20 protein-coding genes are annotated in these 24,523 nt (G+C 44.0%); 9 read left to right on the top strand and 11 right to left on the bottom strand.

All coding sequences use genetic code 11. The annotated features are described in order from the left end of the window. Positions 1-113: 113 nt before the first annotated feature. Positions 114-3,830 (bottom strand): trifunctional transcriptional regulator/proline dehydrogenase/L-glutamate gamma-semialdehyde dehydrogenase, encoded by a 3,717-nt coding sequence (gene putA / locus FTT73_RS03980; protein WP_373686431.1) that lies wholly within the window; start codon positions 3,828-3,830, stop codon positions 114-116. A gap of 158 nt (positions 3,831-3,988) precedes the next feature. On the opposite strand from putA, the gene FTT73_RS03975 reads away from it, so the two are divergent. Then, positions 3,989-4,483, top strand: coding sequence for an Lrp/AsnC ligand binding domain-containing protein (locus FTT73_RS03975; RefSeq protein ID WP_180191040.1), 495 nt, complete (start codon positions 3,989-3,991; stop codon positions 4,481-4,483). 77 nt (positions 4,484-4,560) lie between these two features. On the opposite strand, the gene putP is transcribed toward FTT73_RS03975, so the two are convergent. Then, the gene (gene putP / locus FTT73_RS03970) at positions 4,561-6,069 is read right to left on the bottom strand and encodes a sodium/proline symporter PutP (RefSeq protein ID WP_074383168.1); all 1,509 of its coding nucleotides are present in this window, start codon (positions 6,067-6,069) and stop codon (positions 4,561-4,563) included. Between the two features lie 420 nt (positions 6,070-6,489). Here putP and aspA point away from each other — a divergent pair, with 420 nt between their 5' ends. From aspA to FTT73_RS03945, 5 genes are all read left to right on the top strand, one after another. After that, complete coding sequence (gene aspA / locus FTT73_RS03965) at positions 6,490-7,932, top strand: aspartate ammonia-lyase (RefSeq protein ID WP_218955684.1); 1,443 nt, start codon at positions 6,490-6,492, stop codon at positions 7,930-7,932. A gap of 130 nt (positions 7,933-8,062) precedes the next feature. Beyond that, positions 8,063-8,428: a hypothetical protein gene (locus FTT73_RS03960; protein ID WP_005171129.1), complete on the top strand. Its 366-nt coding sequence runs from the start codon at positions 8,063-8,065 to the stop codon at positions 8,426-8,428. 123 nt (positions 8,429-8,551) lie between these two features. Continuing rightward, positions 8,552-12,010, top strand: a complete 3,459-nt coding sequence (gene mfd, locus FTT73_RS03955; protein ID WP_005171128.1) for a transcription-repair coupling factor — start codon at positions 8,552-8,554, stop codon at positions 12,008-12,010. A 229-nt stretch (positions 12,011-12,239) separates the two neighbouring features. After that, entirely contained in the window at positions 12,240-12,674 is a 435-nt protein-coding gene (locus FTT73_RS03950) for an HIT domain-containing protein (protein WP_100357142.1), read from the top strand. A 56-nt stretch (positions 12,675-12,730) separates the two neighbouring features. Further along, positions 12,731-14,221, top strand: coding sequence for an adenylate/guanylate cyclase domain-containing protein (locus tag FTT73_RS03945; RefSeq protein ID WP_005171127.1), 1,491 nt, complete (start codon positions 12,731-12,733; stop codon positions 14,219-14,221). Between the two features lie 66 nt (positions 14,222-14,287). Here the strand turns inward: FTT73_RS03945 and fdx are convergent, their stop codons facing one another. The 8 genes from fdx to FTT73_RS03905 all read right to left on the bottom strand — a co-directional run bounded on the left by fdx (position 14,288) and on the right by FTT73_RS03905 (position 20,459). Then, entirely contained in the window at positions 14,288-14,626 is a 339-nt protein-coding gene (gene fdx / locus FTT73_RS03940; RefSeq protein ID WP_005171126.1) for an ISC system 2Fe-2S type ferredoxin, read from the bottom strand. Between the two features lie 15 nt (positions 14,627-14,641). Then, positions 14,642-16,501 (bottom strand): Fe-S protein assembly chaperone HscA, encoded by a 1,860-nt coding sequence (hscA, locus tag FTT73_RS03935; RefSeq protein WP_100357144.1) that lies wholly within the window; start codon positions 16,499-16,501, stop codon positions 14,642-14,644. A 34-nt stretch (positions 16,502-16,535) separates the two neighbouring features. Then, positions 16,536-17,051 carry a Fe-S protein assembly co-chaperone HscB gene (gene hscB, locus FTT73_RS03930; protein WP_005096765.1) on the bottom strand — a complete coding sequence of 172 codons (516 nt, stop codon included), beginning with the start codon at positions 17,049-17,051 and terminating at the stop codon, positions 16,536-16,538. A 103-nt stretch (positions 17,052-17,154) separates the two neighbouring features. Next, positions 17,155-17,475, bottom strand: coding sequence for an iron-sulfur cluster assembly protein IscA (iscA, locus tag FTT73_RS03925; RefSeq protein WP_005096766.1), 321 nt, complete (start codon positions 17,473-17,475; stop codon positions 17,155-17,157). A gap of 34 nt (positions 17,476-17,509) precedes the next feature. Beyond that, entirely contained in the window at positions 17,510-17,896 is a 387-nt protein-coding gene (gene iscU / locus FTT73_RS03920; protein ID WP_005171124.1) for a Fe-S cluster assembly scaffold IscU, read from the bottom strand. Between the two features lie 107 nt (positions 17,897-18,003). Next, a complete protein-coding gene (locus FTT73_RS03915; RefSeq protein WP_005171123.1) occupies positions 18,004-19,221 on the bottom strand; it encodes an IscS subfamily cysteine desulfurase in 1,218 nt (405 codons plus the stop codon). A 1-nt stretch (position 19,222) separates the two neighbouring features. Then, a complete protein-coding gene (locus tag FTT73_RS03910) occupies positions 19,223-19,696 on the bottom strand; it encodes an Rrf2 family transcriptional regulator (protein WP_005096769.1) in 474 nt (157 codons plus the stop codon). A 112-nt stretch (positions 19,697-19,808) separates the two neighbouring features. Then, the gene (locus tag FTT73_RS03905; RefSeq protein ID WP_180191039.1) at positions 19,809-20,459 is read right to left on the bottom strand and encodes a hypothetical protein; all 651 of its coding nucleotides are present in this window, start codon (positions 20,457-20,459) and stop codon (positions 19,809-19,811) included. Positions 20,460-20,662: 203 nt separating this feature from the next. On the opposite strand from FTT73_RS03905, the gene FTT73_RS03900 reads away from it, so the two are divergent. The 3 genes from FTT73_RS03900 to FTT73_RS03890 all read left to right on the top strand — a co-directional run bounded on the left by FTT73_RS03900 (position 20,663) and on the right by FTT73_RS03890 (position 23,568). After that, on the top strand, positions 20,663-21,142 hold the full coding sequence (locus FTT73_RS03900; RefSeq protein WP_100355016.1) for a phasin family protein: 480 nt from the start codon (positions 20,663-20,665) through the stop codon (positions 21,140-21,142). Positions 21,143-21,299: 157 nt separating this feature from the next. Further along, complete coding sequence (locus FTT73_RS03895; protein WP_004786051.1) at positions 21,300-21,572, top strand: HU family DNA-binding protein; 273 nt, start codon at positions 21,300-21,302, stop codon at positions 21,570-21,572. 130 nt (positions 21,573-21,702) lie between these two features. Continuing rightward, positions 21,703-23,568 (top strand): SurA N-terminal domain-containing protein, encoded by a 1,866-nt coding sequence (locus tag FTT73_RS03890; RefSeq protein ID WP_179999936.1) that lies wholly within the window; start codon positions 21,703-21,705, stop codon positions 23,566-23,568. 63 nt (positions 23,569-23,631) lie between these two features. On the opposite strand, the gene FTT73_RS03885 is transcribed toward FTT73_RS03890, so the two are convergent. Then, positions 23,632-24,501, bottom strand: coding sequence for a DUF2797 domain-containing protein (locus FTT73_RS03885; RefSeq protein ID WP_005096774.1), 870 nt, complete (start codon positions 24,499-24,501; stop codon positions 23,632-23,634). Positions 24,502-24,523 lie beyond the last annotated feature (22 nt).

Genomic DNA, 24,523 nt, shown 5'->3' with positions numbered 1-24,523 from the left:
TGTGGCTGAGCGGCTTTAAAAACTGCATAAAAAAGACCAAACCCTCTGAGGAGAAAAATTTGGCCGTAAAGAGGAAATCATGAACAGAAAAATGACAAGATGATTCGATTAATTTAGAGATGACTCATCGTCATCAAGCTGGCATTGCCACCGGCCGCCGCCGTATTGATACTGATCGCGCGCTCAATCACAAAACGCTCGACCGGAATATTATAATCTCCCGGACGAAGATGGGTGATGCCTACAATTGCACCTTTACGGGCTGCAATGCGTTTCTGCAAATTAATCAGCTCAGAAGAATCGCCATGCTGCAGTACAGCATCAAATGCACCTGTTTCAATATCCCGGACCACTTTAAATTGCTTGCTGACAGCGGCTGGCATCGTTGGTAAATATTTCAGAATAAAAGTATTGTCAGCCAGTACCGCAGGACGACTGCCAACCGATAAAATCGCCAGAATTTGCTGAATCTGGTCTTGATCCGTCTGTGCCAAAGACAGCACACTTTCACGTGGCAAGATCATGTACTGGTTTTCCTCGCCGGTTGGGCCTTGCAAGACAAAACTTTGGCCGGTAGCAATCGGATATGCTGGGTGTAAACTTAGATGGGGGAAGGTTTGCAACGCCCAGGCTTTGAATGCCTGCAGCAGTTCATTTTCCACCGGAGCCTGACCCGATTTCACCGCATAGGGCGCAGTAAGTTTCTTCTCGGAAACCTGATGCATTAAACGGTACAGATACAATGGTCCGCCTGCTTTGGGACCCGTTCCGGACAGGCCTTCACCGCCAAAGGGCTGTACCCCGACCACGGCACCGACAATATTACGGTTGATATATAGATTCCCGACTTCGGCCTGAGCCACCACAGTCTGGATGGTTTCATCAATACGGGTATGTAAGCCCATGGTCAGACCATAGCCTTTGCCATTGATCTGCGCTAATAACTGCTCCAGTTCGCCATATTTATAGCTGATTAAATGCAGCACCGGGCCAAAGACTTCACGCTCAAGATCATCCAGATTCGGCAGTTCAATCAGGATCGGTGGAATAAAGGTTCCCGGCATGAGTTCAGTATGATCAGGATTAAACATCAGTTGATGAACTTTATGACCTTTGCTGCGCATCTGTTCAATATGCTTCTGAATATTTTGCTGGGCTTCTGCATCAATAACCGGGCCAATATCCGTGGCCAGCAAGACCGGATTGCCCACACGTAATTGCTGCATGGCACCTTTCAGCATAGTGCGTACCGCATCAAGATTATCCTCCTGCACACAAAGCACACGCAGAGCAGAACAGCGCTGACCGGCACTGTCATAGGCAGAACTGACCACATCCAGTACCACCTGTTCGGTCAGGGCGGATGAGTCCACGATCATGGCATTTTGACCACCGGTTTCGGCAATCAGGGTGACACTCTCACCAAACTGGTTCAGACGTGTTGCCACGGTTTTTTGCAGAATATGCGCCACTTCAGTCGAGCCGGTAAACATGATGCCCTGAATGCGTGAATCCGCACTGAGTTGCGCACCGATCGTTTCACCACGACCAGGCAACAGTTGCAACACATCTTGTGGAATACCTGCTTCCCATAGAATCTGCACCGCTTGTGCGGCAATCAATGGGGTCTGTTCAGCCGGTTTGGCAATTACCGTGTTGCCGGCAACCAGTGCTGCTGAAATCTGACCAGTAAAAATGGCCAGTGGGAAATTCCATGGACTGATACACAGCACGCTTCCCAAAGGCTGAATCTGTACATTATCAGGCAGATCCATGACTTGACCGGCATAGTAACGCAGGAAATCAATCGCTTCACGCACTTCCGCAATCGCATTGGCATAGGTTTTACCGGCTTCACGTGACAGGAGCACCATCAGTTGCAGTAAGCGTTGCTGCATAAGGTCTGCGGCTTTATTCAGGCAGTCAGCACGTTCATTTTTAGGCAGGTTGGCCCAGTAGCTTTGTGCATGGACGGCTTGCGTTAAAGCAGTTTCCGCCTGTTCAGGGGTGGCTTCATAAACCACCCCAACCACATCCTGATGTTGTGCGGGATTGATGATCTGAACCGTATGTGTGGTATCTGGCTGGGTAAACGCCGTTCCCATCGCTGCAGCTTGAAATTGCGTGCTTGCTAAGTCTGACGCTATTTTATTAAGTGTAGCAAGATCAGCATCATTGGCCAGATCCAGTCCGGAAGAATTCGGACGTAAAGGGCTGTATAAATCGTTTGGATAAGGAATATGCGGATGCTTGGCACCGATCACGCCTTCCTGTTGAGCCGCTTTTAAAATGGTCTGGCGTGGATTTTCAATTAAATCTTCAAGTTTCAGGGTTTTGTCGGCAATCCGGTTTACGAATGAAGTATTAGCACCATTTTCCAGTAAACGGCGCACCAGATAAGCCAGTAACGTTTCATGATTGCCGACTGGCGCATAGATCCGGCAGGGTACACCCAGTTTATTTTTCGATGGATCGCCCACGACATTTTCATACAGCGGTTCGCCCATGCCATGCAGACATTGGAACTCGTATTGGCCGGCATAATACTGCTCAGGTTGCGCCAGTTGATAGATCGTCGCTACCGTTTGTGCATTGTGTGTGGCAAATTGCGGGTAGATATAATCTGGCTCAGCCAACAGCTTACGCGCACAGGCGATATAAGACAGATCGGTATGCACCTTACGGGTAAATACCGGATAATCCGACATTCCATCAATTTGGGCTTTCTTTATTTCGCTGTCCCAATATGCGCCTTTGACCAGACGAATCATCAGGCGTTTCTGGCTGCGTTTTGCCAGATCAATGATGTAATCCACGACATAGAAGCAGCGTTTCTGATAAGCCTGAATCACAAAGCCAATACCTTTCCAGTCCTGCAATTGTGGTTCAAAACACAGACGTTCTAATAATTCTAGCGAAATCTCAAGGCGATCGCTTTCTTCAGCATCGATATTTAAACCAATATTGTATTGCTTGGCCAAGACCGCGAGTTTCAGTACTTTTGCATAGAGCTCATCATGCACTCGATCCATTTGCGAACGCTGATAACGCGGATGCAGGGCAGAGAGTTTGATGGAAATGCCCGGGCCATCATAAACGTCTTTATCCTGCGAGGCTTGCCCGATGGCATGAATCGCTTGCTGATAATCCTGATAATAGCGTTCCGCATCCGGATCGGTCAGTGCTGCTTCACCAAGCATGTCATAGGAATAACGAAAGCCTTTTTCTTCCAGACGTTCTGCATTTTTCAGCGCCTCATCAATGGTTTCACCCGTCACAAACTGTTCGCCCATCATGCGCATGGCAACATCGACAGCCTTACGGATAATGCCGCGACCACTGCGCGCCAACATGCCGGTTAATAAACTGGACAGGCTTTTTTGCTGTGGGGTTTCCATTAATTTACCCGTCAGCATCAAGCCCCAGGCTGCGGCATTGACAAACATCAGCTGGCTTTGACCGAGATGTTCTTTCCAGTTGCCCTGATTGATCTTGTCGCGGATCAGCAGGTCACGCGTGGCTTTGTCTGGAATACGCAGCAAGGCTTCGGCCAGACACATCAGGGCAATGCCTTCCTGAGAAGATAGGGAAAATTCCTGTAACAATCCTTGTACGATGCCCGCTTTACCGCCTGAATTTTTACGTTCACGCAAGGAATGCGCCAGATCAAAGGCAAGCGCTTGAATCTTGTTGCTGAGTTCGGAGGAAATTTCACTATGCAGCAAGAGTTCTTCGACGCATTCAGTTTCCGCACGGCGCCATGCAGTGTTGATACGTTGTTCGTACTCATTTTTATCTTTGAATTCGGCGATATAATTTGGCTGCTTCATGGCATCTGAACCATAGGTGGGGCTTAGTGTGGTCGGCATAGTGACATCCTGTACTGCTGCAATCAGATCTAGCGGGGCTAACGAGTTTTAATCTATAATCACAGAATATTTGACGAATATCTCACTATAGTTTTTACATTTTTTAGAGGATAATTCTAATGCAGCCTCCTTGTTTAAGCCTAGACCGTATAGATATTCGTATCCTGAGTTTATTACAATCCGATGCCAAATTATCCAATATTAAACTGGCTGAACTGGTAAATTTATCGCCGACCGCGGCACTGGCGCGGGTGCAGAAACTGAGCAAAGAAGGCTATATTCTGGGCTACGAAGCCCGTCTGAATCCAAATCTGCTCAATAACGCTTTTGTGGTTTTTGTAGAGATTTTACTGGATAAAACCACACCGAATGTTTTAGATGAGTTTTCCCATGCAGTCCGGCAGATTCCAGAAATTATTGAATGTCATATGATCAGTGGCGGTTTTGATTTCGTGGTAAAAATCCGCTGCGCCAATATGGATGAATTCCGTAAAATTTCCGGGCAAATCTTGTGGCAACTGCCTGGGATCAAGGAAACACGCAGTTATCCGGTGATGGAGGTGATTAAAGAAAGTCAGCAGATCCATCTAAAAATACCGGGAAAATCTAAATAATTTGTAGCGTATTAACGACTAATCTAAAAAACACAAAAGGGACTCGAAAGTCCCTTTTATTGTATTGAATATCCAGACTATTTTTTCATTTCAGCCATTTCTTTTTGATATTCAGCTTTGGCCATTTCAAAACGATGTACCACATCATCACTCGGTGCCTTATCCACTAAGCTGACAATCACGATACTCAGGGTAGCCAGAATAAAACCGGGAATAATCTCGTACAGGCCGGTATCACCCATATAGTTTTTCCAGACGATTACCGTCACCGCACCGACCAGCATGCCGACAATCGCGCCGTTGAGGGTCATACGCTTCCAGAATAGCGACAAGATAATCAGCGGGCCAAATGCTGCACCAAAGCCTGCCCAGGCATAAGCCACCAGACCTAAAACCTTGCTGTTCGGATTAATCGCCAAGGCAATCGCAATTAACGCAATTACTAAAACCATAGCACGACCGACCCAGATCAGTTCTTTTTGCGAGGCATTTTTGCGCAGGAAGCTCTTGTATAAATCTTCAGTCAGGGTGGTTGAACAGACCAGAAGCTGACAGCTCAAGGTGCTCATAATCGCGGCCAGAATAGCTGCAAGTACGATGCCAGCGATCCATGGATTAAACAGGATTTTAGTCAATTCCATAAACACGGTTTCAGGGTTCTGGTTCACCACCGAGGCGAATGCTGGATTAACGGTGAAATAGGCAATCCCGATATAACCAGCTGCCACTGCGCCGCCCAGACACAGAATCATCCAGGTCATGCCAATACGGCGTGCAGCAGGAATGGTCTTCACTGAATCTGCTGCCATGAAGCGCACTAAAATATGTGGTTGACCAAAATAACCCAAACCCCAGGCCAGACTGGAAATAATCGCCACCACGCTTAAGCCTTCAAGCATACTGGACGCATGTGGACGGGCAGATTCAAGGATGACACTCACTTGCTGGCTATTGTCACCCAAGGCCAGGAAGGTAATGATCGGGGTCAGCAACAGTGCGAAGATCATCAAACCGGCCTGAAAAGTATCCGTCCAGCTGATTGCCAGAAAACCACCAATACACACATATAAAATTGTCGCCATCGCACCGATGATAAGCGCCGTGGTGTAATTCCAGCCGAACAGGCTTTCAAACAGGCGTGCACCTGCGACCATGCCCGAGGCACAATAAATTGCAAAGAACACCAGAATCACCAAGGCAGACAAGACCCGTAAAATGCGTTTGCGGTCGGAAAAACGGCTGGTGAAATAATCTGGCAGGGTCAGGGCATTATTCTGGTATTCGGTATGCGCCCGTAGACGACCTGCCACCAGTAACCAGTTTAGCCACGCTCCGATAATCAGGCCGATGGCAATCCAGGCTTCTGACAGGCCAGACAGGTAAATTGCGCCCGGAAGACCCATCAGCAGCCAGCCACTCATATCTGATGCACCTGCGGAAAGAGCTGTAACGACACTGCCCAGACTACGTCCACCTAAAATATATTCATCAAAATTGGAGGTTGCACGGTAAGCATATAAACCGATTGCAATCATGGCGATAATATAAAACATGAAGGTAATCAGGGTCGGATTTAAATAAGTCATAGGCAGGGCATCCTGTAAATATGGAAACCATCGTTCCAGATGATTTTTTGTACGGAGATCACAAGGCAGTGATTCAAGCACGGTTTAAAAATTACACTCTGTAACATTTACACAGCTTTTATGTATGTTTATTGTAAATACCAATTTAACTAGATGGAACTTAAGGAAAGATAAGCCACTTAACACAGAGAGATAAAGTATTGGATTGAGGCAAAACAAGCTAATTCAGGATAAGCGATTAAAAGATTTAAATTTTAGCTTTTTATTTACATGATCTTACAAAACTCACAGCTTTACTGTATTGGTAATAAATATTAGCAAATTTAGGTTAAAGTCCTCCTATTCGCTCTGTATTTGTTTGCTCATATTGAGACCACACCAAATACGGTGCATCGCCAAGAGTATTTTTTAGTGGACAATATGCTGCAAATCGAACCAACCCGCATTGAACGTGACTTATTGGGGGAAAAACAGATCCCGTTGCATAGCTATTATGGGATTCACACTTTACGTGCCATCGAAAATTTCCAGATTTCAGGATTGGCTATAGGGCAACAATCACATTTTATTTGTGCATTGGCCCAGGTCAAAAAAGCTTCGGCACAGACCAACCTGCATTTTCAAAAAATATCCGAGCAAACCAGTACTGCGATTCAAAAAGCATGTAATGAATTGATTCAGCATCCTGAAAACTGGCAAGCAGCCTTTCCACTTGATCCTTATCAGGGCGGTGCTGGTACGTCAATTAATATGAATGCCAATGAAGTCATTGCCAATATCGCCTTAGAGCTCTTGGGGCATCATAAAGGTGAGTATCACATCCTGCATCCGAATGATCATGTGAATACTTCGCAATCGACTAATGATGTCTATCCAACTGCTTTGCGTTTGGCAACTTATAGCAGCCTGAATGAATTATTGGCAGTGTTAAAAGCACTGATTGACTGTTTATATACGAAGGCAGCCGAATTTCAGTATGTGATCAAGATGGGACGTACCCAGTTGCAAGATGCCGTCCCGATGACCATGGAGCAGGAATTCCGGGCTTTTGCGACTTTATTAAAGGAAGATTTAAAACTGATTGAGCAGATGCGCCAGTTATTGCTGGAAGTGAATTTAGGTGCAACGGCGATCGGGACTGGGGTAAACACGCCGCCAGGTTATGCGACACAAGTCGTCGAAACTTTGGCGCACCTGACGGGGCTGCCTTTAAAAGGTGCAGAAGATTATGTGGAGGCCACCAGTGATTGTGGTGTCTTTATTATCTTGTCGAGCAGTTTAAAACGTCTGGCAGTGAAACTGTCCAAAATCTGTAATGACTTGCGCTTGCTTAGCTCGGGACCACGTACAGGTCTGGCTGAAATTCGCTTACCGGAATTGCAGGCAGGCTCATCAATTATGCCGGCAAAAATCAATCCTGTGATTCCGGAAGTGGTCAATCAGATTGCCTTCCGGGTCATCGGTAATGATTTGACCATTACTATGGCAGCGGAAGCTGGGCAGTTACAACTGAATGTGATGGAACCTGTGATTGCCCTGACCATGAATGAGTCGATTCAATTGTTGACTCAAGGCATGCAAACCCTGAATCAGAAATGTATTGCTGGCATTCAGGCCAATGAAGAAATCTGTTTAAGTTCGGTCATGCGCAGTGTCGGGATTGTGACCTTACTTGAGCCGATTCTGGGGCATGCCAAATGTGATGAAATTGGTAAACAATGTATGCGTGAAAATAAAACCGTGCCGCAAGTGGTATTGGAACTCGGTTTATTAAGCGAAACACAATTAGAAGAAATCTTTGCATTTGAAAATCTGGTGTCTGAAATACCTGTAGCAGAGAGTCAGCTCGAACAGGTTTCTTGATAGCATAAATTGTCTTGAAACAGCTCAACTCAACTGATTGTTGTGATTTTGACAATTTGCCTCAAGTTCGATATGTGGATTTGAGGCATTTTCATCTAGACTAGGGTCTGAACTTTATTTGGCTGGGTAAATGGCGATGTTTGATAAAATCAGTGCATTATTTAAAACTAATAAACCGACTGCTGCACAGTTATATTTAGACGAGCAGAATATCCAGCATGTCGAAGGCACAGGTTATATCGTGGATGGCATTGACTTAAATCAGGAACTGGCCGCACGCTTAGAATATTTGTCCAATCGCCGTCTAAAACAGTTTGATGATTTAAAAGCTTTATACGACACCGCGATGCTGATCAATGAAAAGATTGATCTGGAAATTGCCCATCAGCGTTTTAATGTGACTTTGGGAAATACCGAAGAGAACCTGCTGCAATTTAAAATGATCCTCAAGAAGTTAAATGATTATTATCGTAACTTTCTGCGAGAGAAAAAATAAGTGTTAAAAGTGGCTTGAAATCGAAGCGTATGGATGTGGCAAGACTGCATAAAAATAACAAAATATCCTGAGATCATCGTGCTAGTATAAGCCTCAGGTTATTTAGACTTTAAAGCTATATCCATGTTCCAACAAGAAATTTCCCAACTCAATTTACCACAACTCAAAGCAGGCGAGAAACGCTGGTTAGGCAATCTGCAAGGTTCCTCGACGGCATTGTTGCTCAAAGAAATCGTGCAGCAGCAATCGCGTTTATTTATTGTGATTGCACGCAATAACCAGCATTTGGGTCAACTGGAAAGTGAACTGGAATTTTATGGGATTAAACCCACGATTTTTCCAGATTGGGAAATTTTGCCTTATGACCGCCTGTCTCCGCACCAGGATATTGTCTCGGAACGTCTGGCTATTTTATCCAATATGCCAAAAACTGGCGTGCTGTTACTTTCTGCCTCAACCTTGGCCCAGCGTATCGCACCGACTTCATGGATTTTGGGTGAACATTTTGATATTCACGTCGGACAGAAATTCGATCTGGAACAACAGAAGAAAAAGCTGATTCAGGCCGGTTATCATCTGGTCGATACGGTTTATGATCCGGGTGAGTTTGCGGTACGCGGCAGTATCATGGATATTTATGCCTCGGGGCAGGAAGCACCGATTCGGATTGACCTGTTTGATGATGAAATTGAAAGCCTGAAATTTTTCGATTCCGAAACTCAGCGCACCACACAAAGTTTGCAACAGTTTACCGTATTGCCGGCACAGGAATTTCCACTCAAGGAAGGCCGTGCCACCTTCCGTGACCGTTATGCCGAATTTTTCTCAACTGCCAATCCAAAGAAAAACCCGATCTATCTGGATGTGATGGAGGGCATTGTTTCACCGGGAATCGAGTTTTATTTACCGCTGTTTTTCAGTGCTGAGGCCATGCAAGACCAAAGCTCACTTATTTCGTACTTACCAAAGAATGGCATTGTCATTACAGATCGGGCTTTAGACGAGAGTTTGACCCAATTCTGGCAAGATGTGGTGCGCCGTTATGAAGATCGCCGTCACAATGTTGATCAGCCGATCCTACCCCCAGACAGCCTGTTCTTTCAGACCAATCAGGTTCTGGAGCAGCTGAATCAATTTGCACGTATTATTGCCGCCCAAACGCCTTTTGACCAAAAAGCCGGCGTATTGAACCTCGATACCCAGTTGCCACCACGTCTGCCTGTCGATCCAAAACGTGAAAAACCATTTATTGAAGTCAAAAAATATATCGATCAGGCCAATCATCCGGTTCTGCTGGTGGCAGAGAGTGCCGGACGCCGTGAAAGCTTAAAAGATGCGTTACGACCAAGTCTGGGTGATATTCCGACGGTTGATAACTTTGAGAGCTTTATCACCTCCCTGTATGCGATTGCGATTACCAATGCGCCATTAGAGCGTGGTCTGGTGCTGACCGATCGTGTCAGCATCATTTCTGAAAACCAGCTCTATGAACATCGCGTGGTACAACGCCGCCGTAAACGTCAGCAGGAAGTTTCAGAAGAATTTCTGATCCGAAGTCTAACTGAGCTGACCATGGGCGCGCCTGTGGTACATATCGATTATGGGGTTGGACGTTATGCCGGTCTGGTCACCCTAAGTATTGATGATCAGGATCACGAATTTTTGCAGCTGGATTATGCGGATGCCGCCAAAGTCTACGTGCCGGTGACCAATCTGCACTTAATTAGCCGGTATAGTGGTGGTGATCCGGATCTGGCACCTTTGCATAAGCTCGGGACAGATGCATGGAATAAAGCCAAACATAAAGCGCTGGAACAGATTCATGATGTTGCGGCCGAGTTGCTGCATATTCAGGCACGCCGTGTCTCTAAACCCGGCATCAGTTTTGAAATTGATCAAAGTCTGTATATGCAGTTTGCCAGTGGCTTTGCCTATGAAGAAACGCTGGATCAGGCCAATGCGATTGAAGCCACGCTGCATGACATGCAACAAGCCAAACCGATGGATCGACTGGTCTGTGGTGATGTCGGCTTTGGTAAAACGGAAGTGGCGATGCGTGCTGCATTTGTTGCGGTACAGAATAACCGGCAGGTGGCGATTCTGGTGCCGACCACCTTGCTGGCACAGCAGCACTATGATTCATTCAAAGACCGCTTTGCCGATTGGCCGGTCCGGATTGAAGTGCTGTCACGTTTCGGTTCTTCCAAAGCACATACCAAGACCATTGACGACCTGATTGAAGGCAAAGTGGATATCGTGATTGGTACGCATAAAATTTTGCAGGAAAATGTCCAGTTTAAAAATCTTGGCCTGATGATTGTCGATGAAGAACATCGCTTCGGAGTACGTGACAAGGAGCGGATCAAGGCGATGCGTGCCGATGTGGATATGTTGACCCTGACAGCCACTCCAATTCCGCGTACACTAAATATGGCCTTTAGTGGCATGCGTGATCTATCGATTATTGCCACACCGCCGGCACGCCGTCTTGCGGTGAAAACCTTTGTGCAAGAACATACCGATGACACCATTAAAGAAGCGATTCTGCGTGAACTGTTGCGTGGTGGTCAGGTCTATTTCCTGCACAATGAAGTCGATACGATTGACCGTGCCGCCGAGCATATCCGTACATTGGTGCCGGAAGCCCGGGTGATTGTGGCACATGGCCAGATGCGTGAACGTGAACTGGAGCAGGTGATGCAGCAGTTCTATCACAAGGAATACAATGTTCTGGTCTGTTCGACCATTATTGAAACCGGGATTGATGTCCCAAATGCCAATACCATTTTGATTGAACGTGCTGACAAACTGGGCCTGGCACAATTACATCAGCTCCGTGGCCGAGTCGGGCGCTCGCATCATCAGGCCTATGCCTATTTAATGGTGCCGTCTTTAAAAGCCTTAAAAGGCGATGCCGAAAAACGTCTGGATGCGATCCAGCGTGCTTCGACCTTGGGGGCCGGATTTATGCTGGCTACCGAAGATCTGGAAATTCGCGGGGCAGGTGAATTACTCGGCGAACAGCAGAGCGGTTCAATGCAGGCGATTGGTTATAGCCTGTATATGGAAATGCTGGAAAAAGCCACCAAAGCCATTCAAAAAGGTAAAACCCCAAACTTCGATGCACCCTTGTCATTGACCGCAGAAATTACCCTGCATATGCCAGCGCTCATTCCGGATGATTATCTCGGAGATGTGCATCAGCGTCTGTTGTTCTATAAGCGTATCAGTAATACTGATACTCAGGAGAAGCTGGACAATATTCGGATGGAATTGATCGACCGTTTTGGCATACCGCCACAACCGGTCAAACAGCTCTTTGCCGTGCATCAGATTCGTCTCAAAGCCGAGCAGCTTGGCATCACCAAAATTGATATTAGTGCTCAAGGTGGGCATGTGGAATTCGCGCCAGATACCCCGGTTCAGGCCATGACCATTATCCAGATGATGCAGAAACATCCAACCTATTTCCGGATGAATGGCGGGCAACGTCTTAAGGTCATGGTCATGCTGGAAGATTACCAAAAGCGGATTCAGTTTATTCAGGATTTGCTGGACAGTCTATTGAAAGAAGTGGGCTAATTTGATTTAAACTAAATCAGTTTGAAAGTTCATGATACATTTCATTTTCATTGAAATTTTCAGGAATGATAAACCAGCTTTTTTTAATGAAATGTTCGAACAAATTCTCGTGATGCGCCTTGCAACAAATCATGAGAATTTGTCTTTAAACCCATTGCTTTCAATATTCAGCTTCGGTTGGATATGTTAGTATTAGCCATCATTCTAATTTTGCATCATTTATAAAGATATGTTTAGTTTGCATCCACAACTTGCTCAAGATACTTTTTTTGTAGGCGACTTTCCTTTGTCAACATGTCGTTTGATGAATGATATGCAATTTCCCTGGCTGATCCTGATTCCACGTGTGCCGGGTGTCTCTGAATTATATGAATTGAGCCAAGCTGACCAAGAGCAGTTTTTACGTGAATCAAGCTGGTTATCAAGCCAGCTGGCACGTGTTTTCCGTGCGGATAAAATGAATGTCGCGGCATTGGGCAATATGGTTCCGCAATTGCATTTTCATCATGTGGTTCGTTATCAGAACGATGTAGCATGGCCGAAGCCTGTTTGGGGTACACCAACTGTTCCTTATAGCAGTGAAGTATTGGCACATATGCGTCAAACACTCATGCTGGCGCTACGTGGTCAAGGTGATATGCCATTTGACTGGCGTATGGACTGATTAGCCCCAAGTATTCCGAGATCTATGAACGATTGCGGATTTCAGGGAGTGACTGAATGCAATTAGACGACTGGATTCAAAAAGAACCACAACAGTTTGAATATTTTCATCGCTTGATGGGCTATATCATGCTGTCTCTGGTTCTGGTCGTCTTTCATTACACTGAACCGGATACCCAGTATCAGCTCTTTGTTCCTGTATTTTTATTCCTGATTTTATTGATTAGCTCGAAACTGTCGCGCTGGTTAATCTATCGCCATGATTATCGTATTCGGCGCAATGTTCTTTTTCTGATTGATGTTATTGTCATTGTAGTGGTTTTAGCCGCAGTACAGCTGGATCTGGTATTGTCCTTGCTGGGTTTGGTGGCAATACTCTATACCGCAATCAGTAATAAAATTTCATTGATGATGGCTTCTCTGGCCAGTCTGGTCGGGATCACCGTTTTTTATCTGGCCAATATTCTGGTCTTTGGTTTTGGGACTTATTTTGAACCGACCAGCAGTGAACTGACGGTTTTAGGCTTCATCTGCCTGATTACCTATTTTGGTGTCGGAAGTTTTTATCAAAGTGGTCGTGTGCAATATATGACCCAGAAGAAAAATCATTATTTTGAACAGATGAACCGTTATATGGAATTTGCCAATCAGCTGAGTCGTTATGCGCCTGTGCAGTTGTGGCAATCCATCATGAAAGGTGAATCTGAAGCGAAAATTGAATATAAGCGTAAAAAGTTAACAATTTTCTTCTCGGATATTCAAGGCTTTACAGAACTGTCTGAAACGCTTATTCCAGATGATTTAGCATTCTTGCTCAATGATTATTTGCGGCATATGACCGAAATCGCCAAAAATTATGAAGCGACTGTTGATAAATTCATGGGGGATGCCATCCTGATTTTCTTTGGTGATCCAAACTCTGAAGGCGTAGAGCAGGATGCCAAGAACTGTATGGAAATGGCGATTGCCATGCGTCAGCAAATGAAACTGCTGCGTGAGCGCTGGATTAAAATGGGTTATCCGCCACTGCATATCCGTATGGGTATTTCGACCGGTTATTGCCACGTCGGGAATTATGGTGCGACGCATCGGATGGCCTATACCATTGTAGGACGAGATGCCAACTTGGCAGCGCGCTTACAGAGTGCAGCTGAAGTGGATGAAATCCTGATTTCAGAAGATACTCATAATCTGATCAAAAATGATTATTTATGTGCGCCGAAGAAACCAATTTTCTTGAAAGGCATTAAAGCACCGGTAAGAACCTGGCAGCTCATGGAAAAATATGCATCGCAGAAAGTTGAGTATCAACGTTGGTTCGACTATGAATATAAAGGCTTTCATTTACTGCTCAATCTGGACGAAGTACAAAACTTTGAATATCCAGAATTGATTCATGTACTGGAAAAAATGATTAAACGCATTGAAACTCAGCAGAAATTGACCAACTCTCAGGGCATCGTCAAGCTTAAACTTGAAGATGAAGTGATTGAGCATCTCCAGCCACAAGACGAATTTGAATCACTCAAAGACTCCAAAGTAATCTAATCATTCTCATAAATATAAAAAACCACGTCTAAGCGTGGTTTTTTATATGATCTTTCAAGAAAAATCTTAATGATTTTCCGAAGCGTGATTGATGGTGTATTTTGGAATTTCAATTTCCAGATCTTCATCGACCAGTGTGACCTGACAAGAAAGGCGTGAATCAGGTTCCAGACCCCAAGCGCGATCCAGTAAATCTGCTTCTACATCATCCATTTCTTCGAGGCTGTCGAAGCCTTGACGTACCACAACGTGGCACGTTGTACATGCAGCTGACATATCGCAGGCATGTTCGATTTTAATGCCATTTTTGAGTAGGCTTTCGCACAGGTTGGCATTGTGTTCGACTTCAAACTCAGCACCTTCGGGGCAAATCTGCGCATGTGGAAGAACTTTAATACGTGGCATAGTCGTTACCTTAAATTAGTTTGAGTTTGACCAGTCGTCGAGTTTAGTGCCCTTAAGAGCGGCATCAATATGTTGATTCATACGTGCTGCTGCAAAAGCATCACTATGTATTTTAAGCAGTTCAACTGCAGATTCAATCGCTTTGATATCTGAACCTTGAAGCTCGGTTTCAAGTTGTGCCTGTGCAGTTTGCAGTGCTGCCAGTTGCTCTTCAGTCAACAGAGCGGCATCTACTTTTAGTGCCTGAACCAGTGCTTCTAGCTCACGCTGGGCTTCAACTTTGGTTTCATTCAAATGACGCAGATTTTTATCTTCCTCGGCAAATTTATAACCGTCAAGTAATAGGCGCTCAGTATCTTCACCGGATAAGCCATAAGATGGCTTAATATCAATTTGCGCATGCACGCCAGATGTTGTTTCTTTGGCAGATACCGTCAACAAACCATCAGCATCGACCTGGAAAGTTACTTCGATACGTGCCTGACCGGCTGTCATTGGCGGAATGCCATGCAAGACAAAACGACCCAGACTACGACAATGTTCAACCAGATCACGTTCACCTTGAACCACATGGATCAACATGGCAGTCTGGCCATCTTGATAGGTAGTAAATTCCTGACGACGTGCTACAGGAATGGCAGTATTACGTGAAATCAGACGTTCCACCAGTCCGCCCATGGTTTCTAAACCTAAAGACAGTGGGGTAACATCCAGTAATAAGGAACCATCAGTCGAGTTGCCAATCAGTTGGTTTGCTGTAATCGATGCGCCAATGGCAACCACTTCATCCGGGTTAATCGTGCACAGCGGTTCTTGGCTAAATACGTCACCAACTGCTTTTTGTACGGCATAAGAACGGGTTGAGCCACCCACCAGAACCACATTTTGAATGTCATCCAGTTCAAGCTTGGCATCACGCATCACACGTTTACATACGCTGATGGTTTTGTCCAAAGCAACTTTAATGATTTCTTCAAAGGTTGGACGGTCAAGGTTTAAAACTTGATCGAGTAATTTGAGTTGAACTGAATCTGCATCAGACAAAGCTTCTTTGGCCTTACGTGCTGCCACAATAAAATGTGCATATTCAGCATCATCTAAAGTTTCGATGTTTAGCTGTTTCTTGGCCCATTTCAAAATTAAACGGTCCAGGTCATCACCACCGAGGGCAGTGTGGCCACCAGTCGCAAGCACTTCAAACACGCCTTGCGAAAAACGCAAAATCGAAACGTCGAAAGTACCGCCACCCAAGTCATAAATCACATAGTTGCGATCTGTACTCAAGTTGCTTTCCTGATCGAGGCCATAAGCCACAGCAGCAGCGGTTGGCTCATTCAATAAACGTAAAACATTCAAACCGGCAAGCTGGGCAGCATCTCGGGTTGCCTGACGCTGTGCTTCATCAAAATACGCTGGAACGGTAATCACTGCACCATTCACCGGATTTTTCAGACTTGCTTCAGCACGATCTTTGAGCTGCTTTAAAATTTCTGCAGAAATTTCAACCGGAGTTTTACGACCTTGTGCGGTTTCAAAAGCCGGCATTTCATTCGCTTCGCCGACCAAGGCATAAGGATGCTGGAATTTGATATCCGCTTGAGAGCGACCCATGAAGCGCTTGACTGAAACGATGGTATTTTTAGGATCGCTGGTAATAAAAGGCGCGGCTTCATTACCATATTGAGTCTGCTGTTCTGCATAATGCACGATAGAAGGAAGTAGCACACGACCTTGTTCGTCATTCAGCACTTTGGCTTTACCTGAAAGAACCGTGGCAACCAAAGAGTGGGTGGTGCCTAAATCGATACCAATCGCAATGCGGTGTTCATGTGGTGCACTTGATTGACCTGGTTCTGCAATTTGCAAGAGAGCCATAGTGTTACATCCTTTGCACGTTAAATATTAAAAATTAGAAATCATCATCAAGGTCAAAGCTGTCATCGTCCAGGAAGCGGTCTTCCGCCTTGTCGATATCTGCCATGACTTTAACAAAGAAGCGTAGTTTACGCACTGTATCGCGTGCTTCAGCCCAGTCTTCATCGGTATAGTCAATTTTAAACTCACGAACCAGACCGTCAATCCATTGCTGTACTTCAACTTTCAGTGAAGTTAAATCTTCAGCAGAGGTGGCATCGTCGAGTTGTTCACGAATTTCCAGAGCGTCCTGCAAGAATTCAAAATCACTGATCGATTGATCTAAGTGATAATCCTGTTTCTTGAGGGACAATAAATACGCTGCACGGCTATCGACCGCTGACAAAACTTTAAAAGCCTGATTGATATCACTTGATTTAATCAGGGCCTGATCTTTGTCTTCAGCTTTATCGGGATGATATTGTTGCTGTAACTTTAAAAATTCAGTTTTTAAAGTTGCCAAATCAATATCGAGTGCTACTGGAAGATTGAACAGCTCAAAATGATTCATGGGAGATGGGGTCCGCGATTAATGTGCAAAAATAACTGTATAAATGCAATTAAAACAGTGTGAAACACACTGTTTTAATGTCAAAAGAGAATAACTGCCGGGTTTATACAGTGAAGGATTCACCACAACCGCATTCGCCTTTTTTGTTGGGGTTGTTAAATTCAAAGCCTTCGTTCAAGCCGTTTTTAACATAGTCCATCTCCATACCTTCAAGATAAACCAGACTTTTCGGATCAATGAATACTTTAACCCCAAACTGCTCAAATGCTTGGTCATGTGTATCGACTTCGTCAACGAACTCGAGTACATAAGCCAGACCAGAACAGCCTGAAGTTTTCACACCAACGCGAATGCCTTCACCCTTACCGCGATTTTTTAAATAATTGCTGATATGAGTTGCAGCATTTTCAGTTAAATGGATCATGAAAACTCCGTTAAAATTTAAAAACGTGGAACAATTAAGCTTTAACTTTCTTGTTACGGTAGTCTTCTACAGCTGCTTTGATTGCATCTTCTGCAAGAACAGAGCAGTGTACTTTTACTGGTGGAAGTGCCAGTTCAGTTGCAATATCGATATTCTTGATTGCTTGAGCTTGATCCAAAGTTTTACCTTTAAGCCATTCAGTCACCAAAGAACTTGATGCGATTGCTGAACCACAACCATAAGTTTTAAAACGTGCTTCTTCAATCACGCCTGCATCGTTGACTTGAATCTGTAAACGCATCACGTCACCACATGCGGGTGCACCAACCATACCCGTACCAACGTTTTCAGCATTTTTATCTAAAACGCCAACATTACGAGGGTTTTCGTAATGATCAATTACTTTTTCGCTATAAGCCATGTTGCTTCTCCAAACCTCGGGGTCAGCCTTAGTATTATTAAATATGGGGGTTAAAAAACTTTTCTCAATGAGATAGCAACCGATTGGTCACTATCTCAGGATGAAGATTAATGTTCAGCCCATTCAACTTTAGAAAGGTCGATACCTTCTTTAAACATATCCCAAAGCGGAGAAAGTTCACGTAACTTCTCAACAGCAGCTTTAGTGATACTCAATACATGGTCGATATCTTCTTCAGTGGTGTATTTACCAAAGCTGAAGCGGATCGAACTGTGTGCAAGCTCGTCTGAAAGACCCAATGCACGAAGTACATAAGAGGGTTCAAGTGTTGCAGAGGTACATGCTGAACCTGAAGATACCGCAGCATCTTTCAAGGCCATCATCAGTGATTCACCTTCAACAAAGTTGAAGCTGATATTCAAGTAGTTCGCTACGTTTTGTGTAGGATGACCATTCAAGAACACCTGTTCAAGGTCTTGTACGCCATTCCAAAGCTTGTCGCGAAGTACACGTAAGCGGGTTTGTTCAGCTTCCAGATTCTTGCCTGCAAGTTCGAATGCTTCACCCATCCCCACGATTTGATGCGTTGCCAGCGTACCTGAACGCATACCACGTTCATGACCGCCACCATGCATTTCAGCTTTTAGGCGTACACGTGGGCTACGACGTACAAACAGGGCACCAATACCTTTAGGGCCGTAGATCTTGTGCGCAGAGAAGCTCATCAGGTCTACTTTTAAAGTTGAAAGATCAATTTCAACTTTACCTGCCGCTTGTGCTGCATCGACATGGAAGAAAATTTTGTTGGCACGAGTGATTTCACCAATCGCTGCAACATCAGTAACCGTACCGATTTCGTTGTTCACCATCATCAGTGAAACCAGAATCGTATCTGGACGAATTTCTGCTTGAACCATTTCCGGAGTAATTAAACCGGTTTGAGGTTGTGGTTCAATATAGGTAATCTCAAAACCTTCAGACTCTAACTCACGGCACGTATCTAAAATTGCCTTGTGTTCGATCTTAGAGGTAATGATATGTTTACCTTTCGATGCATAGAAATGAGCCACACCTTTAAGCGCAAGGTTGTCTGATTCGGTTGCACCTGAAGTCCATACGATTTCACGTGGATCAGCTTTAATTAAATTAGCGACCTGTTCACGTGCATATTCAACTTTTTCTTCTGCTTGCCAGCCATAAGCATGTGAACGAGATGCAGCATTACCGAAGGTACCTTCGAATGTTAAACATTCCATCATACGTTCAGCAACCTGAGGATCTACCGGAGTCGTAGCTGCATAATCAAGATAAATCGGACGTTTCATGTCAAATACCTGTAACCGATAAAAGGGCTGAATCAAAGGGTGCTGAATTTTGGCGTAATGACACTGTTTGTACATTGTCACGTGCAACCAGATCAGCAAGCGAGATTTTTGCTAAATAATCGGCAATGTGGTGGGAGAGTTCCTGCCATAAATCATGAGTCAAGCACATCGCACCATTCTGGCAGTTGCCTTTATGGTCACAGCGAGTCGCATCAACTGTTTCGTTTACAGCTTCGATAATTGCTAACACAGTAATTTCATCTGCATTACGTGCTAAATGGTATCCACCATTTGCTCCACGAACACTTGAAACTAAGCCATGGCGCTTGAGTTTCGCAAATAACTGCTCAAGATAGGCAACAGAAATAGTTTGACGTGCCGCAATTTCGGCGAGCGTAATCGTTTTTTCAGAAGGCTGCAAAGCTAGATCAAGTAGAGCAGTCACAGCGTAGCGACCGCGAGTGGTTAGGCGCATGATTCGATACACATGGTTAGACTAGATGTGTCGATTTTAAGAATCCCGACTAAATTAGTCAAGTTATTTTTAGTAGACCTTAGTGGGATTTAATTTTTTCATAATGAAAGATTTAGATACTGAGCCAATTATACACTAATAACGTAATCAAAAGTATGCTACTCAGGCCGAAAATGATATTAGTACGCTTTTGACAGCGTTCGATCCGTTTCAGGCGGTTTTTATACTGTTTGACTTCTACTTGCAAGGTATTGATCTTGGAACGCTGCTCTTCAATTTTCTTTAAGAGTGGTGCTATACGCTTTTTGGACGCAATAATTTCCGTTTCATCAGTGGGTGTTTCAGACAGCCAGTGTTTCCAGTCGGCTAATACTTTTGGCAAGCTGAATACGGTTAATAAATCACGAAATTCGTCTTTCAAAACCTGGTGACCATCAATGCGCATACTACGAATGCTACGACGATTGCCAAAAATAAAAATTTTGATCAGATCGGGAAGTGTGGTACGCACATCCAGATCTACAATGCGACCCGGTGCTTTATGGTCAAATAAAAGACCATTTGTGGTGAATTGCACATAAAAGTCGAAATATGGAATATAGCTATTGATTTTAATCGAGATATTTTCATCTACAAACTTCTTGGCTTGTAATGCAACGACACGATCATGCTTGAGAATGAAGGTAAATATTGTTTCTAAAACAATTAACGTCATCGTAAGCAACAAATGCGGTTGATTTTGACTTTGTTGCGATTCGCTCATATACAACCAATCCTTACCTGAAATATAAAGTGAAAAAGCTTCCTGCCTGTGAAGAGATTTCAGGGTTAAATCAAATTAGACTTGAAATAAATTGCTTTGTAGAACAGTTTAGCAAATCTATCAAGTACTAAATTTGCTATTATGCAGTGATTTTGTAGAATAATTTATAATAATTGCGCAGAAAACAAACAGGAGCCGTGCACATGGACAAGTCAAAAACAGCACAAGACTCAGCTGAAGCTTTAAACCAGAAAACAGTGAAAGCCAAGTCCAAATCTGCCTCGGAGCGCAAATCGGCTCTTGATTTTCGTAAATACACCAAACAGATCTGGCTGGCTGGACTGGGAGCATTTTCACGTGCCGAAGAAGAAGGCAATAAACTGTTTGACTCACTGGTCAAGGTTGGAGAAGAACTGGAGTCTAAAACTGCAGATATTGCAGATCAAACTGTAGAAAAGGTCTCAGAAAAGGCCAAAGAGTCGGTCACAGAGACCAAAGATAAAGTGGAAAAGCTGATCGACAACTCTGTTCATCACTCATTGAATCGTATAGGATTAGTCACACTCAAGGATGTACAACATTTGGAACGTTTAATCCTTCAGTTACATGCCAAGGTTGATCAGTTGACTGCGGAACAAGAAAAAATGCAGGAAGAATTGTCGAAAAAAACACAAATAAAATGACTTTATTTATTATTCAATGTTTTTTTCGCATATTTTTTGAAAAAAAAGAGGTTCTTAAGTATTGCGTTTATACCTAAAGCATTGCTATAAAGGCGTTATGGCATGTTAAACAAATTCTTGAACCTTAAATAAACGATATTAAGAGGACGTAATCTTCATGAATAAATCAGAATTAATTGATGCAATTGCAGAGAAAGGGGGATTATCTAAGGCTGACGCAGGTAAAGCTTTAGATGCTACAATTGCTTCTGTTACTGAAGCTTTAAAAGCGGGTGATACAGTTACTTTGGTCGGTTTTGGTACTTTCGGTGTAAAAGAACGTGCTGCACGTACTGGCCGTAACCCACAGACTGGCGCTACTCTTGAGATCAAAGCAAGCAAAGTGCCTAGCTTTAAAGCGGGTAAAGGCTTAAAAGACGCTGTAGCTTAAGCTTACCCAGCGATGAAACGCGCCTTCTTTGGCGCGTTTTTTATTGATAAAATAAATTGTGATGATTAACACATTCATTCAATGGGTATTTTCGGTTAAAATCCTTTGCAAATAAAATATTGGAATACTTATGGAAGCTTTTCGTAAAGTTATTAAGGGTTGGTTGGGTAAAGTTTTACTCGTTCTGTTTTTGACCCCGTTAGCGCTTGTAGGTATTGAAGGATATTTTAGCGGCGGGAGCTCTGATGCGGCAAAATCCGTGAACGGAACTGAAATATCTCAAAAAGAATTAGAGTCACTGACGAAATCATTTAAAGAACAATATCTCAGTTATGCCAATGGCGATGAAACCTTGCTGAATCAAAGCTTCATTGACCAGAAAGCCATGGATACTTTGGTTTCACGTACTTTATTGCTACAACAGGCAGAAGAATTAGGCATCAGCCTGAGTGACCAGCAAATTGTACAGATGATTGCCCAGCAGCCGACTTTCCAGCAAGATGGTAAGTTCTCTGATGCTTTATATGAGAACTATCTTAAATCAATTGGCATGACCAATCGTGCTTTAGTCGAAAGTTTGCGTAAAGATCATGCGCTGAAAATGCTGTCTTCGACATTCCTGGACTATCCACTGGTGAGTCCGGTCGAAATGCAGCAAATTGCCGATTTACAGACTGAACAGCGTCATATTCATATTTCCAGTATTAATCTGGACAGTTATAAACAAGATGTCAAAGTCAGCGATGCTGAAGTCGCTGCCTATTATGAACAGCACAAGGGATCGTTTACACAGCCGACCAGTGTCGATGTCGACTATGTGGTGTTGAAGCCAAGTGATATTCAAGCACAGGGTTTGGCAGTGACAGATGCTGAACTTCAGGAAGCGTATACAGCCTTTGTTGCGACACAAAAACAGGCAGTTAAACCAGAGGTGAAGCATATTTTGATTACGGCGGACAGTCGTAGTGATGCTGAAGCACAAAAACTGGCTGCAGAAGTGGCAGCGAAAATTAAAGCCGGTAACACTTTTGCACAGGCTGCAGCACAATATTCTGAAGATCCTGAATCCAAGTCTAAAGGCGGAGCAATTGCAGTTTATGAAACTGGCGTATTTGGTAGCACATTTGATCAGACTGTTAGCTCTTTAAAATCAGGTCAGGTCTCTGCTCCTGTGAAAACAGATTATGGTTATCATATTATTTCTGTGCAATCGCCTGATGTGGCTGTGCCATCTTTTGAGTCACAAAAAGCACGTTTATCTGAAGAGGTTTTGACTGCTAAAAAATCCAATGCATTCTCCGATACGGTGAATAGCTTGAATGATATGGTGGTGGGAAGTGATTCTCTGGAGGTTGTTACACAAGAAGTGAAAGGCGTGCAGGTTCAGAAAGCCCAAGGAGTAAAACTTTCAACCCGTGACCCAGTGTTGAGCGATGCCAACCTTAAAGTCAAACTGTTTAATGATGATGTCAAAAATGGTGATCGTAATGCTTCATCAAGCATTCAGTTGGCCAATGGTGATGTGGCCTGGATCAAGGTGCGTGACTATCATGCAGCTGGTGAACAAACACTGGCAGAAGCGAAACCGCGTGTTCAGGCTCAATTGATTGAAGACAAAGCCGCTGCTTTGGCAAAAGCAAAAATTCAGAAAGCTCTGGATGAGTTCAAAACCAAACCTGCTGCATCAGTCGCCAAAGGTGCTTTGATTTTTGAAGATGCTGGCGTGTATACCCGTGCTGAAGGTTTGCTAAAACGTGATGTACAACGTGCCGCTTTTAGTCTTCCGACACCAAAAGCAGGCCATTGGTCAGTGACCACAGCGAAAATGCCAAATGAGCTGGTCGTGGTTGCGGTATCAGAAGTAAAGAAAAACCCGGTGGATGTATTGAGTGCAGAGCAACGTAGTGAGTTGGTGAAGTTGTATCAGCAACTTCGTGGTCAGCAAGAATTTGATGACTATACGCGCTACCTGAAATCTCAGGCAAAAATCAAATAAGACGATCTTGAATAAAAAAACCAGCCTGCGGGCTGGTTTTTTATGCTCTAGCCAAATGAGGGTTTAAGCACGAATAATCAGTTCATAACCGGTATATTTACGCATATTGATTACACCGGTATCCAGAATTAAATACTGACCTTTAATACCCTGTAATTTGCCACGAATCACCGGAGTTTTATCCAGATTATGTGATTTAATCTTTTCTGGATATTGCTCGACCGGATAAATAAACTCGCGTGCCAATTCCTGCTCAAGCACTTCAATATTTTCATTAAACTCAAGATTCTGATTAAATTCTTCACGAATGCTTTGAATTTTAGGTGCAAATTCTTCTAACAGCTGTTCACGGACTTCAATCAGATTCAGTGGTTCTGCTTCACCTTTGAGCAGCTTGCGCCAGTCTGTTTTGTCTGCGACCTGCGTACCAAACATGACTTCCAATTTGCCAGAGAGGCGACGTGAGCCAACTTTCATAATCGGCAGGGCTTGGGTTGCGCCCTGATCCAGCCAGCGGGTCGGCATTTGGCTGGTACGGGTAATCCCGACCTTTAATGCACTGGAATTGGCTAGATAGACAATATGCGGTTGAAAGCAGACATTCTGGGCAAATTCATCTTCGCGGCAAGTGCCTAAATGATAATGACAGGTTTCTGGCTTCATGATGCACATATCACATGAAGCATTGGTCTTAAAACATTTAAAACAATGACCTTGCGAGAAAGATTTTGAGGTTTTATTGCCACAAGATACGCAATAAATCTTCCCCGTCCATTCAATCTCGATGTCTTGGCCTAAATTAAACGGAAGATCAATTTCTGCACGATCCAGAATTAATTTATACTCAACATTTGCCCGCTGTATCTGTTGATCAGTTACACTAAGGTCTTTGAGGCCGACATGCATTTTATGGCAAATGCCCTGAAGTTCCATAAAGATTACTCACTTAAATCAT

This window comes from Acinetobacter sp. YH01006 (genome assembly GCF_013420445.1).
GTDB lineage: Bacteria > Pseudomonadota > Gammaproteobacteria > Pseudomonadales > Moraxellaceae > Acinetobacter > Acinetobacter pseudolwoffii.
This window is presented reverse-complemented; position numbering and strand designations above follow the sequence as displayed.

Excerpts from the sequence above, each read along its gene's own strand:
- FTT73_RS03960 (WP_005171129.1), top strand. The coding sequence starts at position 8,063 with ATGGCGATGTTTGATAAAATCAGTGCATTATTTAAAACTAATAAACCG.
- mfd (WP_005171128.1), top strand. The coding sequence starts at position 8,552 with ATGTTCCAACAAGAAATTTCCCAACTCAATTTACCACAACTCAAAGCA.
- FTT73_RS03910 (WP_005096769.1), bottom strand. The coding sequence starts at position 19,696 with ATGCGCCTAACCACTCGCGGTCGCTACGCTGTGACTGCTCTACTTGAT.
- FTT73_RS03885 (WP_005096774.1), bottom strand. The coding sequence starts at position 24,501 with ATGGAACTTCAGGGCATTTGCCATAAAATGCATGTCGGCCTCAAAGAC.
- hscB (WP_005096765.1), bottom strand. The coding sequence starts at position 17,051 with ATGAATCATTTTGAGCTGTTCAATCTTCCAGTAGCACTCGATATTGAT.
- iscU (WP_005171124.1), bottom strand. The coding sequence starts at position 17,896 with ATGGCTTATAGCGAAAAAGTAATTGATCATTACGAAAACCCTCGTAAT.
- FTT73_RS03945 (WP_005171127.1), top strand. The coding sequence starts at position 12,731 with ATGCAATTAGACGACTGGATTCAAAAAGAACCACAACAGTTTGAATAT.
- putP (WP_074383168.1), bottom strand. The coding sequence starts at position 6,069 with ATGACTTATTTAAATCCGACCCTGATTACCTTCATGTTTTATATTATC.
- putA (WP_373686431.1), bottom strand. The coding sequence starts at position 3,830 with ATGAAGCAGCCAAATTATATCGCCGAATTCAAAGATAAAAATGAGTAC.
- FTT73_RS03975 (WP_180191040.1), top strand. The coding sequence starts at position 3,989 with ATGCAGCCTCCTTGTTTAAGCCTAGACCGTATAGATATTCGTATCCTG.
- FTT73_RS03905 (WP_180191039.1), bottom strand. The coding sequence starts at position 20,459 with ATGAGCGAATCGCAACAAAGTCAAAATCAACCGCATTTGTTGCTTACG.
- FTT73_RS03890 (WP_179999936.1), top strand. The coding sequence starts at position 21,703 with ATGGAAGCTTTTCGTAAAGTTATTAAGGGTTGGTTGGGTAAAGTTTTA.
- hscA (WP_100357144.1), bottom strand. The coding sequence starts at position 16,501 with ATGGCTCTCTTGCAAATTGCAGAACCAGGTCAATCAAGTGCACCACAT.
- fdx (WP_005171126.1), bottom strand. The coding sequence starts at position 14,626 with ATGCCACGTATTAAAGTTCTTCCACATGCGCAGATTTGCCCCGAAGGT.
- FTT73_RS03895 (WP_004786051.1), top strand. The coding sequence starts at position 21,300 with ATGAATAAATCAGAATTAATTGATGCAATTGCAGAGAAAGGGGGATTA.
- aspA (WP_218955684.1), top strand. The coding sequence starts at position 6,490 with ATGCTGCAAATCGAACCAACCCGCATTGAACGTGACTTATTGGGGGAA.
- FTT73_RS03900 (WP_100355016.1), top strand. The coding sequence starts at position 20,663 with ATGGACAAGTCAAAAACAGCACAAGACTCAGCTGAAGCTTTAAACCAG.
- FTT73_RS03915 (WP_005171123.1), bottom strand. The coding sequence starts at position 19,221 with ATGAAACGTCCGATTTATCTTGATTATGCAGCTACGACTCCGGTAGAT.
- iscA (WP_005096766.1), bottom strand. The coding sequence starts at position 17,475 with ATGATCCATTTAACTGAAAATGCTGCAACTCATATCAGCAATTATTTA.
- FTT73_RS03950 (WP_100357142.1), top strand. The coding sequence starts at position 12,240 with ATGTTTAGTTTGCATCCACAACTTGCTCAAGATACTTTTTTTGTAGGC.